Origin of the sequence: Paenibacillus ihbetae (assembly GCF_002741055.1) — a bacterium.
In the GTDB taxonomy this organism is placed as follows: Bacteria; Bacillota; Bacilli; order Paenibacillales; family Paenibacillaceae; genus Paenibacillus_AQ; species Paenibacillus_AQ ihbetae.
The window spans coordinates 2,324,279-2,339,355 of the sequence record NZ_CP016809.1 but is presented as its reverse complement, the minus strand read 5'-3'; the positions used below and the strand labels follow the sequence as shown (position 1 = coordinate 2,339,355).

Sequence of the window (15,077 nt, the reverse complement as noted above, 5' to 3'; positions counted from 1 at the left end):
GAATTCGGGTTGCGTATAATTAATTTCATTAATCAAGGGAGGCCCGGTAATGAATAAGCCTAATGAAATCATCGTTGTTTTGGACTTCGGTGGACAGTATAACCAACTTATAGCACGACGGATCCGCGATCTTGGCGTATATAGCGAGCTTTTGCCTTACAATACGTCCGTGGAGAAGATTAAGGAATTGGCACCGCGCGGGATTGTTTTTTCGGGAGGCCCTATGAGCGTTTATTCCGAAAATGCCCCGCATGTCGATCCTGCCATTTATGACCTGGGTGTTCCGATTTTCGGCATTTGCTACGGCATGCAGTTGATGGCCCACCAGCTGGACGGTAAAGTAGAGCGTGCTTCCAAGCGCGAGTACGGAAAGGCTGAGCTGGAATTTAATCCAAACACCACGCTCGTTAAGGGTCTGGAGCAGAAGCAGACCGTATGGATGAGCCACGGCGATCATGTGGTATCACTGCCAACCGGCTTCAAGCTGGATGCAGGTACGGAATCCGCTCCGATTGCTGCGATGAGCAACGAAGAGAAGAAGCTGTACGCCGTGCAGTTCCATCCTGAAGTACGCCACTCCGTGTACGGGAATGAAATGATCAAAAACTTCCTTTACGAAGTATGTCAGTGCGAAGGCAACTGGAGCATGGAGACCTTTATCGACGACCAGGTTCGCGAAATCCGCGAAGTTGTCGGAGACCAGAAGGTGCTGTGCGCCCTGAGCGGCGGCGTTGACTCTTCCGTTGTGGCCATGCTGATTCATAAAGCGATCGGCGATCAGCTGACCTGCATGTTCATTGACCACGGCTTGCTGCGCAAGGGCGAGGCTGAGAGCGTGATGGATACCTTCGTCGGCAAGTTCGATATGAAGGTCGTCAAGATCGATGCGCGCGACCGTTTTATGTCCAAGCTTAAGGGCGTGGATGATCCGGAGAAGAAGCGTAAAATTATCGGCAACGAGTTTATTTACGTATTTGACGAGGAATCCAGCAAATTCGACGATTTTGCATTCCTCGCTCAAGGCACGCTGTATACCGATATCGTTGAGAGCGGAACGGATACGGCGCATACCATCAAGTCCCACCATAACGTAGGCGGACTTCCTGAAGACATGAAGTTCAAACTCATCGAGCCGCTGAAGGCCCTGTTTAAGGACGAGGTCCGCAAAGTCGGCGAGGAGCTTGGCCTGCCGGACGAGATCGTACACCGTCAGCCGTTCCCGGGACCAGGACTCGCGATCCGCGTTCTTGGCGAAGTGACCGAGGAGAAGCTGAAGATTGTGCGGGATTCCGATTACATCCTGCGTGAAGAGATCGCGAAAGCCGGACTGGACCGCGAAATCTGGCAATATTTCACCGCGCTTCCGAACATGAAGAGCGTTGGCGTTATGGGCGACGCCCGTACGTATTCCTATACGGTCGGCATTCGTGCCGTAACCTCCATCGACGGCATGACGGCTGACTGGGCCCGCATTCCTTGGGATGTGCTCGAGAAGATTTCGGTGCGCATCGTCAACGAAGTGGAGAACGTCAACCGGATCGTGTATGACGTTACGTCCAAGCCGCCTGCAACGATCGAGTGGGAGTAGGAGTAGTCCGGGAGATCGAACGATATAAACCGATTCGTTGAAGTCGAGAGACGAAAAGGATGAACGTGAACACCTCTGCTACCGGGGATATCAGGTTATGATATGCCTTGATGGCAGGGGTGTTTTTTACAAATAGTTCTGTCGACCTACAATGGGCAGGGGTTTGCTCTTAAATCCCGAACATTACTTTAAATTAACAAGTGTAATATTCGTTTTTGTTGTTGACAAGCTTGGGCATCTCGTCCTAGAATATGAGTAGAAATCGACACGACAATAACAAATAACGAGCTTTTTCGTATAATCCCGGGAATGGGCCCGGGAGTCTCTACAGGTCACCGTAATGATCTTGCTACGAAAAGAGGAGCGGCAATATAATGCGGACGCCTACTGCGTTTCTGCAGCCGGCTGGCACTGTCAGGGAAGAAGCTTCCCGCAGTCCTGCCCCGGTTTTCACGAAACGTCATTAGCCTGTGTTCCGACGGCTATTGTTTTGCGGCTCTTTTTTCCAAGCAGCGGCCCTGGGGATTTATCCTTAGGGTCTATTTGTTGTTGCCTGTCATTAATTTTAAGGGGGATATCTCTATAATGGAGCGTTTCTTTAAGCTAAAGGAACACGGAACAACAGTAAGAACCGAGATTATCGCTGGCCTTACGACGTTTATGACGATGGCTTACATCCTGCTTGTTAACAACCTGTTTCTCGGTCCTAACGGGGCAGGCATTCCGCAGGAGGGCGTCTTCTTCGCGACTGCGGTCGGTGCGGGACTTGTAACGATGGCGATGGGCTTCTTCGTTAATATTCCGGTTGCGCTGGCGCCGGGTATGGGTTTGAATGCGTATTTCATGACCGTCGTGCTGAGCTCGAACGGAGCCATTACATGGCAGGCTGCACTCGGAGCCGTATTTATTTCCGGTATCGTCTTCATCATTCTGACGGTAACGAAGGTTCGCCAAATGCTGCTGACGGCCGTTCCGAATAACCTTAAAATTGCCATTACGGTCGGGATTGGCTTGTTTATCACCATTGTCGGCTTGAAGCTCGGCAATCTGGTTACCGTGTCGATCAATCCGGGGACGGATGTTAGCCAGCCGGTACCGGGAGGCGCGTTTAATATGGGCCTTGGGAACTTCGTTGAGCACAAGGATACGCTGCTGGCTCTGATCGGGCTGTTCCTGATTGCGATTCTGATGGTGATGAAGCTGAAGGGCGCTTTGCTGATCGGTATCGTGCTGACGACATTGATCGGTATTCCGATGGGCGTCACCGACCTGTCCAGTCTTAGCACCGCAAGCTGGATTCCATCCTTCGATAATTTGGCCGTCGGCCAAATGGATCTGAAAGGCGCGCTCGGAATCGGGCTCATCGAGGTCATCTTTATCTTCACGTTCGTTGAGCTGTTTGATACCTTCGGTACATTAGTCGGTACTGCGGGTCGTGCCGGATTGCTCAAGAATAAAGAAGAAGGCGAGAAAAAGCTGGGTAAAGCGATGCTCGTCGATGCGGGCGGCGTGAGTGCCGGCGCATTTCTCGGTACAAGTACGATTACGGCATTCGTAGAGAGCACCTCCGGTGTTGCCGAAGGCGGACGTACCGGTCTGACGGCCGTAACGACAGGCGTGTTGTTCATTCTTGCACTGTTCCTGGCTCCGCTTGCTCTGGTCGTTCCTTCTGCTGCTACGGCTCCGGCGCTTGTCGTTGTCGGCGTGCTGATGATGAGCCAGGTTCGTGATATTGAATGGGATGATTTCATGCAAGCCTTCCCTGCATTCCTCACGATCATCCTGATGCCGTTCACAGGCGGAATCGCCAACGGGATTTCGGCGGGGATCATTGCTTACGTGGTGCTTGCCGTATTCGGTAAGCTGACAGGGCGCACCGACACGAAGGTGCACTGGCTGATGTGGATCCTGTTCGTGATCATCTTGGTCCGTTACGCGTTCCTCGGGGCCGAATAATCATTCGTCAATTACGCATAATAAAACCGTCTCTTATTTATATAGAGGCGGTTTTTGTTTGTATGCTTTTCAATAAATGTCATCAGGACCGGTTGCTTCTGCACACGTTTATTAATTAGCAGCGGTTCGAATTCTAAACGTTTGTTTTGCCGAGACATCACCATACGTTGGCTCTGTCCCCGATCCCGTTCATCATTTAAATAGAAGCTTAGCTGGTGGATGTGCGAACAAATCTTACTATAATGTACGAACGAATCTTAATGTAGGGATCAAGCTATATTATATGCCTTATAATGAAGCGAAACATACTGTATGATGAAGCGGGGACGATCATTGATGATCGTCCGTAGCTCAGTTGACGGATTACTTTGTATCGGTATCGGTGTATTGGAGCATTAGTATAATTATTTTAAAAAATGCTTGCATTCTATCTTGAAGATGTGTTATATTCTAATTCCGGCCGAGAAAAAGGCAGGGACAACATTTGAATCACAAGCTGAAATGAATGAACGAAAAAATAAATTCAAAAAAAGCTTGCAAAACTCAAATGGATGTGATATATTATAAGAGTTGCTGATGCGAACGAGCTTCGCCGGTAACGAAAAGGTTGATCTTTGAAAACTGAACAACGAGTGAGTAAAAACGAACCGCTTCGGCGGGGAGTTACAATAGAGAATTGAACAAATTCTCGTCAGTTTTTCTAATGAGCTACAAACTCAACGGTTGGATATTTTCTTGGAGTGATCCAGGAAGTATCCACTCGAAAAATCCTTATTGGAGAGTTTGATCCTGGCTCAGGACGAACGCTGGCGGCGTGCCTAATACATGCAAGTCGAGCGGAGCAACGGTTTCCTTCGGGAAACCGTTAGCTTAGCGGCGGACGGGTGAGTAACACGTAGGCAACCTGCCCTCAAGACTGGGATAACTACCGGAAACGGTAGCTAATACCGGATAATTAAACCTGCTGCATGGCAGGGTTATGAAAGGCGGAGCAATCTGTCACTTGAGGATGGGCCTGCGGCGCATTAGCTAGTTGGTGGGGTAACGGCTCACCAAGGCGACGATGCGTAGCCGACCTGAGAGGGTGAACGGCCACACTGGGACTGAGACACGGCCCAGACTCCTACGGGAGGCAGCAGTAGGGAATCTTCCGCAATGGGCGAAAGCCTGACGGAGCAACGCCGCGTGAGTGATGAAGGTTTTCGGATCGTAAAGCTCTGTTGCCAGGGAAGAACGTCTCATAGAGTAACTGCTATGAGAGTGACGGTACCTGAGAAGAAAGCCCCGGCTAACTACGTGCCAGCAGCCGCGGTAATACGTAGGGGGCAAGCGTTGTCCGGAATTATTGGGCGTAAAGCGCGCGCAGGCGGTTCTTTAAGTCTGGTGTTTAAACCCGAGGCTCAACTTCGGGACGCACTGGAAACTGGGGAACTTGAGTGCAGAAGAGGAGAGTGGAATTCCACGTGTAGCGGTGAAATGCGTAGATATGTGGAGGAACACCAGTGGCGAAGGCGACTCTCTGGGCTGTAACTGACGCTGAGGCGCGAAAGCGTGGGGAGCGAACAGGATTAGATACCCTGGTAGTCCACGCCGTAAACGATGAATGCTAGGTGTTAGGGGTTTCGATACCCTTGGTGCCGAAGTTAACACATTAAGCATTCCGCCTGGGGAGTACGGTCGCAAGACTGAAACTCAAAGGAATTGACGGGGACCCGCACAAGCAGTGGAGTATGTGGTTTAATTCGAAGCAACGCGAAGAACCTTACCAAGTCTTGACATCCCTCTGAATCCTCTAGAGATAGGGGCGGCCTTCGGGACAGAGGAGACAGGTGGTGCATGGTTGTCGTCAGCTCGTGTCGTGAGATGTTGGGTTAAGTCCCGCAACGAGCGCAACCCTTGATCTTAGTTGCCAGCACTTTGGGTGGGCACTCTAAGGTGACTGCCGGTGACAAACCGGAGGAAGGTGGGGATGACGTCAAATCATCATGCCCCTTATGACTTGGGCTACACACGTACTACAATGGCTGGTACAACGGGAAGCGAAGGAGCGATCTGGAGCCAATCCTAAAAAGCCAGTCTCAGTTCGGATTGCAGGCTGCAACTCGCCTGCATGAAGTCGGAATTGCTAGTAATCGCGGATCAGCATGCCGCGGTGAATACGTTCCCGGGTCTTGTACACACCGCCCGTCACACCACGAGAGTTTACAACACCCGAAGTCGGTGGGGTAACCCTTACGGGAGCCAGCCGCCGAAGGTGGGGTAGATGATTGGGGTGAAGTCGTAACAAGGTAGCCGTATCGGAAGGTGCGGCTGGATCACCTCCTTTCTATGGAGTACCTCGCTTCCGTAGCGAAGCGGTACAAATACGGTCAGCGCAAGCTGCCGGATAAATAGGCTTTACGAAGTAAAGTCGACCTACTCACTCGTTGGTCAGTTTTGAGAGTTCAACCTCTCAAACTTGTTGATTCCAGATCTTTCTTGTAGACAAGAACGCTGAGAATTGATAAGATATTCTTCCGGTCGCTAAATGACCGAAGGAATTTGATCCTTGAAAACTAGATAACGAAACGAATTTGCGTTTTAGAAATATCCTTTTAGCTGAACTTGTGTCAAAACAAGTTTCAATAAAAGTAGCACGCGAAGGTTTTGGGATCATCGATCCTTTGGAAGCTTGTTTCACCATTGAGTGGTTTTATCCATTCAGGAAACAAGCGAACAACAGAGCACATGGCACGAAGCTGGAGCGACATGGTTAAGCTACTAAGAGCACACGGAGGATGCCTAGGCGCTAGGAGCCGATGAAGGACGTGGCGAACAACGATACTGCCTCGGGGAGCTGTAAGCAAGCTTCGATCCGGGGATGTCCGAATGGGGAAACCCAGCTGGTGTAATAGCCAGTTACCCGTATCTGAATACATAGGATGCGAGGAGGCATACCCAGGGAACTGAAACATCTAAGTACCTGGAGGAAGAGAAAACAAGAGTGATTCCGTCAGTAGCGGCGAGCGAACGCGGAACAGCCTAAACCAGAGAGCTTGCTCTCTGGGGTTGTGGGACGTCTCACATGGAGTTACAAAGGTTTAGATTAGACGAACAGGTCTGGAAAGGCCGGCCATAGAAGGTAAAAGCCCTGTAATCGAAAATGTGAACCCTCCGAGACGGATCCCGAGTAGTGCGGGGCACGTGAAACCCCGTATGAATCCAGCAGGACCATCTGCTAAGGCTAAATACTCCCTAGCGACCGATAGTGAAGCAGTACCGTGAGGGAAAGGTGAAAAGCACCCCGGAAGGGGAGTGAAATAGAACCTGAAACCGTGTGCTTACAAGAAGTCAGAGCCCGATCTATGGGTGATGGCGTGCCTTTTGTAGAATGAACCGGCGAGTTACGTTCCCATGCAAGGTTAAGGCGAGAAGCCGTAGCCGCAGCGAAAGCGAGTCTGAATAGGGCGATTTTAGTATGTGGACGTAGACCCGAAACCGTGTGATCTACCCCTGTCCAGGGTGAAGGTGCGGTAACACGCACTGGAGGCCCGAACCCACGTACGTTGAAAAGTGCGGGGATGAGGTGGGGGTAGCGGAGAAATTCCAATCGAACTCGGAGATAGCTGGTTCTCCCCGAAATAGCTTTAGGGCTAGCCTCGGAATGAAGAGTCGTGGAGGTAGAGCACTGATTGGGTGCGGGGCCCGCAAGGGTTACCAAGCTCAGTCAAACTCCGAATGCCATAGACTTATGTCCGGGAGTCAGACAGTGAGTGCTAAGATCCATTGTCAAAAGGGAAACAGCCCAGACCATCAGCTAAGGTCCCCAAGTGTGTGTTAAGTGGGAAAGGATGTGGAGTTGCACAGACAACCAGGATGTTGGCTTAGAAGCAGCCACCATTTAAAGAGTGCGTAATAGCTCACTGGTCGAGTGACTCTGCGCCGAAAATGTAACGGGGCTAAACACACCACCGAAGCTATGGCTTGAATCGACTTCACTGCTTCTTTGAGGTAGTGAGCCTGAGATGAACATTTATGTCAGACTTGAGATGAAATCAAGGATGACCAAATGCTCTCAGGGGTTAAACACACTTCGAAGGCGGAGTGAAGTCGATTCAGGGGTAGGGGAGCGTTGTATGCAGGTTGAAGGTGTACCGTAAGGAGCGCTGGACAGCATACAAGTGAGAATGCCGGTATGAGTAACGAAAAGATCAGTGAGAATCTGATCCGCCGAAAGCCCAAGGTTTCCTGAGGAAGGCTCGTCCGCTCAGGGTAAGTCGGGACCTAAGGCGAGGCCGAAAGGCGTAGTCGAAGGACAACAGGTTGAAATTCCTGTACCACCGTAAACCGTTATGAACGATGGGGTGACGCAGGAGGGTAGTGACGCGGACTGATGGATGTCCGTCCAAGCAGTGAGGCTGATGTGTAGGCAAATCCGCACATCGTAAGGCTGGGCTGTGATGGGGAGTGAAAATTACAGTAGCGAAGGTCATGATCTCACACTGCCAAGAAAAGCCTCTAGTCAGGTGAAGGTGCCCGTACCGCAAACCGACACAGGTAGGCGAGAAGAGAATTCTAAGGCGCGCGGAAGAACTCTCGTTAAGGAACTCGGCAAAATGACCCCGTAACTTCGGGAGAAGGGGTGCCTCGGTAGGGTGAATAGCCCGAGGGGGCCGCAGTGAAAAGGCCCAAGCGACTGTTTAGCAAAAACACAGGTCTGTGCGAAGCCGCAAGGCGAAGTATACGGGCTGACGCCTGCCCGGTGCTGGAAGGTTAAGGGGAGCGGTTAGGAGGCAACTCCGAAGCTGTGAACCGAAGCCCCAGTAAACGGCGGCCGTAACTATAACGGTCCTAAGGTAGCGAAATTCCTTGTCAGGTAAATTCTGACCCGCACGAATGGCGTAACGACTTGGGCGCTGTCTCAACGAGAGATCCGGTGAAATTTTAATACCTGTGAAGATGCAGGTTACCCGCGACAAGACGGAAAGACCCCATGGAGCTTTACTGCAGCTTGATATTGGATTTGGGTACGATCTGTACAGGATAGGTGGGAGCCTAAGAAGCATGAGCGCCAGCTTGTGTGGAGGCGACGTTGGGATACCACCCTGATCGTATCTAGGTTCTAACCTGGTACCGTGATCCGGTACGGGGACAGTGTCAGGCGGGCAGTTTGACTGGGGCGGTCGCCTCCTAAAGAGTAACGGAGGCGCCCCAAGGTTCCCTCAGAATGGTTGGAAATCATTCGAAGAGTGCAAAGGCATAAGGGAGCTTGACTGCGAGACCTACAAGTCGAGCAGGGACGAAAGTCGGGCTTAGTGATCCGGTGGTACCGCATGGAAGGGCCATCGCTCAACGGATAAAAGCTACCCTGGGGATAACAGGCTTATCTCCCCCAAGAGTCCACATCGACGGGGAGGTTTGGCACCTCGATGTCGGCTCATCGCATCCTGGGGCTGAAGTAGGTCCCAAGGGTTGGGCTGTTCGCCCATTAAAGCGGTACGCGAGCTGGGTTCAGAACGTCGTGAGACAGTTCGGTCCCTATCTGTCGTGGGCGTAGGAAATTTGAGAGGAGCTGTCCTTAGTACGAGAGGACCGGGATGGACGTACCGCTGGTGCACCAGTTGTTCCGCCAGGAGCATGGCTGGGTAGCTACGTACGGACGGGATAAGCGCTGAAAGCATCTAAGCGTGAAGCCCCCCTCAAGATGAGATTTCCCAGTATGTAAGACCCCTTGAAGACGACGAGGTAGATAGGTTGGAGGTGGAAGTGCAGCAATGCATGGAGCTGACCAATACTAATCGGTCGAGGGCTTATCCTACAAGCTTTCTGAAAGAAAGCTCGCTACGGAAGCATAGACAAAAACCCACCAAAGTGAAGAAGAGCTTCGCAGCTGATTCCGATTACTTTGGCGGGGCCCGGAAAGATCTGAGGATCTGAAGGGACAATGCTACGGATTCTAATCAACGCAAAGACGTTTCGTATCTAGTTTTCAAGGTTCAACAAATCTTGAAACGATTTTAAAGCTGCATGCCTTTTCTAAGGCTTGATATTTTGCTGATGAGCCATCATTGAAGCAAACGCAGCGCAAAAATCATGTTTGGTGGCGATGGCGGAAGGGTTCCACGCGTTCCCATACCGAACACGACCGTTAAGCCTTCCAGCGCCGATGGTACTTGGACCGAAGGGTCCCGGGAGAGTAGGACGCCGCCAAGCACAACCAACAAGCCCGTTATCGACATATCGATAAACGGGCTTGTTTTTTTATATGGTTACACGCATAATCGGAGGTTTGCGATTCCTGCCACGGCCAAAAAACTGTCTGAATGTGCAAAACATTCATGGCACGTTCAGTTGAGCAGTGGCGTCTACCCGCCCACAATTGGAGCTGCGAGCCGTCATGGAGCCTTCAGGCCACCATATCGGAGCTGCAGGGGATGACGTATCGAAGACAGGACCGGATTAGGGCTTAGCTTTGTCCCGGTCCTGTTTTTTATTTTTTCGGTGAATCTCAGCGTATTTCATCATTCCAAACGATCAAGAGCATTGCGGGAAACGTGAAATGGCTTAGAATGAAAGGGTAAACAAAATCAAAATCTGAACCTTTGAAAGGGGAGGGATATAAATGGCATCAGCGGACGAAAATAAAGGGTGGCACACGGCGGAGGACCGGGAGCCGAGGATCCAGGAAGATGCATGGCCTGAAGCGTACGATGAAAAGAAGATGAAGCTGCTGCACTACCAGAAGCTCAATCGATTGGCCCGGAAAGGCCAGGTGGTAATGGTGGGCTCATCGCTGATGGAATTTTTCCCGATCAATGAGCTGCAGCAGACGCTGGCACTCCCGTATTGTATCTACAATCGCGGGATTGCGGGCTATGTCACTGAGGAATTATTAGCGTCGATGGAAACTTGTGTTTTTGACCTTGAGCCCTCCAACATCTTCATCAACATCGGGACCAATGATATCAGCGCGCCTGATTATAAGCTGGAGCGCCTGCTTGCAAACTACGACGAGATTTTGACCCGCACCGCTACAAGGCTGCCCGATTGCCGGGTATTTGTCATGGCCTACTATCCCGTAAATGCCAAAGACGACTTTCCGTTTGTGTCCAGAGCTTCGATGGAGGAGATTTTTCAGAGAAGAACGAATGAGGCGATTCGGGAAGCAAACGATGCGATCAAGCAGTTGGCGGCCAAGCACGGGTATACCTTTATTGACGTAAATGACGGATTGATGGATGCCGAGGGTCATTTGAACAAGGAGTTTGCCATTGACGGTATACACATGTTTCCTGACGGATACGCGGTCGTGTTACATAATTTGAAGAAATATCTTGAACGTCTCGACGTCTCAAAGGACAACTGACGCACTCACGGATAACCTTGGTTTTCAGGAAGGGAGAGTTGGGCTGTCCAAATGGCGCCTATCCTAATAAATTAGTACCAAGTCCTAATACTTGGTGTTATAATAGACGTAAATAAAAATGGAGGTGTCATCATGAATCAATCCAAGTCAAAAATAACGGCCATCGGGACGTATGTTCCCGACCGCGTCCTGAGCAATGCGGATTTAGAAAAGATGGTGGATACGAGCGACGAATGGATCATTCAGCGGACGGGGATGAGAGAGCGCCGCATCGCTGCGGAGGATCAATTTGTATCCGATCTGGCAATCAAGGCCGTGGAAGATATGGTCAATCGATACGGTGTTACCGTGAAGGATGCGGATATGATTCTTGTGGCAACCAGCACGCCGGAGTATTCCTTCCCGAGCACGGCTTCGAGGGTTCAGTCCAAGCTTGGCATCGTCAGCACGGGCGCCCTTGATGTGAATGCGGCATGCGCCGGCTTCGTCTATGCGCTGCAAATGGCTGACGGGCTTATATCCGGCGGAGCCTACTCGAAAATTTTGGTCATTGGCGCCGAGACGCTCTCCAAAATTACGGATTACACCGACCGAACGACATGTGTCCTGTTCGGTGACGGGGCCGGCGCGGTGCTGCTGGAAGCGGATGAGAATCGGCCGGGCATTCTGGCGTCCACGTCCGGCACCTTCGGTGAAGGGGGTATTCATCTATATAAAACCGCCCTGTCCGAGAAGATGGACGGTGAGGAGCTAAAGAGCGGCTGCCTCGTGCAGAACGGCCGCGAAATTTATAAATGGGCCGTCCGCAATATTCCGGACGGCGTCCGCGAGCTTCTGGATAAAGGAGGCATGTCGCCGGAAGACATCGACTGGTTCGTCCCGCATAGCGCCAATCTCCGAATGATCGAAGCGATATGCGAACGCGGGCCGATTCCGCTCGACCGGACGCTGACGAGCGTCGAATACCGCGGGAATACATCGGCTGCATCCATTCCGTTGGCGCTGCAGCTGGCCATTGATGAAGGCCGGCTGAAGAGCGGGGACAACGCGCTGCTCTACGGCTTTGGCGGCGGCATGACTTTTGCGGGATCCATCATTCGATGGATGATCTAAGGCGATGGCTGGCAAGTGGGTTATTTATTCGAGAAACGTAGAGTTAAAAAGCTAGAGCTTTCCATAAATCTGTTAAGAAAATCAAGTCAGGACGATTCGGTCCTGGCTTGTTTTTTTATTTGTCCGACCCCATGTTTACCTTGGCTTTACATAATTATTACACGGCATTGACCCTTGCGACCCAGCAACAAGCTAGACTGATTTCATATAGGGAAGTTGGGGAACAAGTGTATTCGCAGCTGTGAATACAGCACGTATTATCCGGTTTGGATGCATGGCAGACCATCGACCGGTGGTCCCCGAGAGGAGATGGTTTGATGAAGAAGATTTGGCTGCTCATGATCTCGCTGGTTGTGCTGGTGGCAGCAGCAGGCTGCGGAACGAATGGCGGAGCGTTACACGTAGCCGGGGCAGGGGCTGGCCCAAAATCAGAGGGCACGATAACCATCGCCTGGCTTCAAGGCGAATCCGGGGCCGTGGTGAAGGAAGCCCGAGATGAGCTGGGCAAAGTGATCGAGAAAGCGACGGGTAAACAAGTCGAGCATACCATCTTGACGGAGGATATGGATGCCATCGATGCGATTGCGAACGGACAAGCCGATCTGGCATTCATCGGAACAGAGGGCTATGTCAGAGCGAACGCCGCAAATCCGAAGGTGCAGCCGCTGGTCGTCGCAAGCGGAGAAACCGGAACGCTCGAAGACGCTTTCTATTTCAGCTGGGTGAGCGTGCGTCAAGGCGAGGAGGGGGCGTATGAACGCGGACCCGGTTATGCTTTGGAGCCTATCGCCGGTAAAAAAATATCATTTGTGTCCGATTCCTCCATGTCCGGGTTTAAGGTGCCTGCCCATGAATTGATCGGAGCTTTGGGCAGGTTGGACAAGCATCCGGATTTGACGACAGATGACTTGCTTCAAGGCGGGAAGGATCGGATTTTTCACGACGTGCTGTACGGGGGAACGCATCCGGGCTCGCTTGCAAATTTGTTGACAGGTAAAGCTGATGTGGCGGCCTTCTGCGATCTATGTCTATCCGACGATATCGAGCTGTCATCCGGAACGGCGAAAATGCCCGGCGCCGTCTATAAGGTCAAGGCAGATGCCGCAGAGCCGCTTCATGCACTGGCCGGCAAAGCCTTTACGATTATATCGGTCACACCGGTGCTGAACCCGCCCTTTGCGATCAATACGGATACCGTTAGCGGTGAGGATCAGCAAAAATTGCTGGATGCCTTTACTTCCGATGAAGTCAGCGGGAATCCGCACATTTTCCTGCCGGAGGACGCGGAGGGATCGGGCCTGTTCAAGCAAACATCCGGAATGGAGCGATTTCTTCCCGTCGATGATGCATGGTTCCACCCGATTCGGGAGCTAATCGATTAAGGGAGGGTATAGCCGCCCCGATTAGAGCGGGCGGTATTAGCAGTTGAAACAAGAAACCCAATTAAGACGTTATGCCCCTAAAGTGCATAAGGTCTTTTTGTCGTGGATGAATTTCTTCCGGTTGCCGATGCCCCGAATCGTAATAAATTCAACCTGAATTCGGAAGTTTGCCTCCTCAAAATGTTGCCCGTCTCCCATTAGACTAAAAAAGAAAATAAGTTACATGAGAGGGGTAAAAGCATGAGCAGATTCAAAACATGGAGCGCCTTGCTCCTGAGCATTATCATGGTCTTCTCACTGGCTGCCTGCGGCGGCGGTGGCGGCAACTCCGCTGATTCGCCGGGAGGCGGTGCTAAGCAGGAGGGAGGAGGCAGCACGAACGAAGGCGGCTCGAACGAAGGAAACTCGAATGAGGGCGGCTCTACAGAGAAAATCGAGCTCTCCTTCTGGTCGCTGGGTACGACCAACTATGAGGATTTGGCCAAGGAGTATACGAAGGAGCATCCGAACATCACCGTGAAGTTCCAGAACACGTCCGATCAGACGGCCCATCATAACAACCTGACGACAGCATTGTCCGCCGGCTCGGGCGCGCCTGACATTTTCATGCTTGAAATCGCCTTCATGGAGCGCTTCATTAACAACCAGGACAAGTTCCACAACCTCTATGATCTCGGCGCGAAAGACATTGAAGGCAACTATCTCGACTGGAAATGGAAGCAGGCAACATCCGTGGACGGCTCCTTCCAGCTCGGCCTTCCAACGGATATCGGCCCTACGGTCGTGTATTACCGTACGGATCTGGCTGAGCAAGCGGGGCTGCCGACGGATCCGGAAGCCTTCAGTGCCGCAATCGATACGTGGGATAAGTTTGCAACCGTGGCGAAGCAGTTCAAGGACAAAACGGGCAAGCCGTTTGCCGACCTGACGGATCTGGTATATAACGGCGTTCGCGACCAGTCGCCGGATCAAATCTATTTCAATAAAGAAGACGGCAGCTTTATCGGCGAGACCAACCCGCAAGTGAAGAAGGCTTATGATTTCACCGTCAAGGGGATCCAGGAAGGCTGGATCGGCAACTGGATTCTGTGGTCTCCGGAATGGCAGAAAGCGATTAATGACGGCGATTTCGGGGTCATGCTCGGCCCGGCTTGGATCGCAGGCACCATTCGCAATGCTGAGGACAGCGCAGGCAAGTGGAAAATCGCCCAATTGCCTGAAGGCGCAGGCAACTGGGGCGGCTCGTTCCTGACGCTGCCGAAGGAAGGGAAGCATCCGAAGGAAGCCTACGAATTCATCTCTTGGCTCGTCAGCAAAGAGAACCAGCTGAAATCGTTTAAAGACAGCGGATTGTTCCCATCGATTCCGGCCGTTTACGACGAACCGACGTTCAAGGAAGATCAGGACGAATTTTTCGGCGGCCAGGTGATTGCGGAAGCCTATGCCCAATCCGCGGAGCGCGTCAAGCCGGTATACTACGGACCGCTGCATGACCAGACCGACACGATTATTAAAAATGCGCTTAAAAACGTGCTCGAGAAGAAGGCCGACCCGCAAAAAGAATGGGAGAGCGCGATGCAGCAAATCAAAACATTGGTTGAGCGCAGTTAGGGCAGCGGGAGGGCCAGCCACTCCCGACCATGACAACCATATGAAACTTAAAACGTCCGAATTCGAGAGGGGATCTTCTGAA

Annotated in this window: 6 protein-coding genes, 3 rRNA genes and 1 riboswitch; all 9 genes read left to right on the top strand. The window is 51.8% G+C overall.

What is annotated here, in order from left to right:
- Positions 1 to 49: 49 nt before the first annotated feature.
- Positions 50 to 1,588, top strand: coding sequence for a glutamine-hydrolyzing GMP synthase (gene guaA / locus BBD41_RS10510; RefSeq protein ID WP_077569779.1), 1,539 nt, complete (start codon positions 50 to 52; stop codon positions 1,586 to 1,588).
- A gap of 273 nt (positions 1,589 to 1,861) precedes the next feature.
- Positions 1,862 to 1,960, top strand: a riboswitch (purine riboswitch).
- Positions 1,961 to 2,173: 213 nt separating this feature from the next.
- Positions 2,174 to 3,544 (top strand): NCS2 family permease, encoded by a 1,371-nt coding sequence (locus BBD41_RS10505; RefSeq protein ID WP_007133020.1) that lies wholly within the window; start codon positions 2,174 to 2,176, stop codon positions 3,542 to 3,544.
- 771 nt (positions 3,545 to 4,315) lie between these two features.
- Positions 4,316 to 5,870: ribosomal RNA gene (locus tag BBD41_RS10500) — 16S ribosomal RNA — on the top strand.
- A gap of 424 nt (positions 5,871 to 6,294) precedes the next feature.
- A 23S ribosomal RNA gene (locus tag BBD41_RS10495) occupies positions 6,295 to 9,341 on the top strand.
- A gap of 278 nt (positions 9,342 to 9,619) precedes the next feature.
- Positions 9,620 to 9,736 (top strand): 5S ribosomal RNA (gene rrf / locus BBD41_RS10490).
- Together the 16S, 23S and 5S rRNA genes form the textbook arrangement of a ribosomal RNA operon.
- A 409-nt stretch (positions 9,737 to 10,145) precedes the next feature.
- A complete protein-coding gene (locus tag BBD41_RS10485; RefSeq protein ID WP_099477553.1) occupies positions 10,146 to 10,889 on the top strand; it encodes a GDSL-type esterase/lipase family protein in 744 nt (247 codons plus the stop codon).
- 132 nt (positions 10,890 to 11,021) lie between these two features.
- On the top strand, positions 11,022 to 12,002 hold the full coding sequence (locus BBD41_RS10480) for a ketoacyl-ACP synthase III (RefSeq protein WP_167392968.1): 981 nt from the start codon (positions 11,022 to 11,024) through the stop codon (positions 12,000 to 12,002).
- A 317-nt stretch (positions 12,003 to 12,319) separates the two neighbouring features.
- Positions 12,320 to 13,384: a PhnD/SsuA/transferrin family substrate-binding protein gene (locus BBD41_RS10475; RefSeq protein WP_099477551.1), complete on the top strand. Its 1,065-nt coding sequence runs from the start codon at positions 12,320 to 12,322 to the stop codon at positions 13,382 to 13,384.
- Between the two features lie 240 nt (positions 13,385 to 13,624).
- A complete protein-coding gene (locus BBD41_RS10470) occupies positions 13,625 to 14,995 on the top strand; it encodes an ABC transporter substrate-binding protein (RefSeq protein WP_099477550.1) in 1,371 nt (456 codons plus the stop codon).
- The last annotated feature ends 82 nt before the right edge of the window (positions 14,996 to 15,077 follow it).

What these genes read in the sequence shown, in the direction of transcription:
- guaA (WP_077569779.1), top strand. Translation starts at nt 50, where the DNA reads ATGAATAAGCCTAATGAAATCATCGTTGTTTTGGACTTCGGTGGACAG.
- BBD41_RS10505 (WP_007133020.1), top strand. Translation starts at nt 2,174, where the DNA reads ATGGAGCGTTTCTTTAAGCTAAAGGAACACGGAACAACAGTAAGAACC.
- BBD41_RS10485 (WP_099477553.1), top strand. Translation starts at nt 10,146, where the DNA reads ATGGCATCAGCGGACGAAAATAAAGGGTGGCACACGGCGGAGGACCGG.
- BBD41_RS10480 (WP_167392968.1), top strand. Translation starts at nt 11,022, where the DNA reads ATGAATCAATCCAAGTCAAAAATAACGGCCATCGGGACGTATGTTCCC.
- BBD41_RS10475 (WP_099477551.1), top strand. Translation starts at nt 12,320, where the DNA reads ATGAAGAAGATTTGGCTGCTCATGATCTCGCTGGTTGTGCTGGTGGCA.
- BBD41_RS10470 (WP_099477550.1), top strand. Translation starts at nt 13,625, where the DNA reads ATGAGCAGATTCAAAACATGGAGCGCCTTGCTCCTGAGCATTATCATG.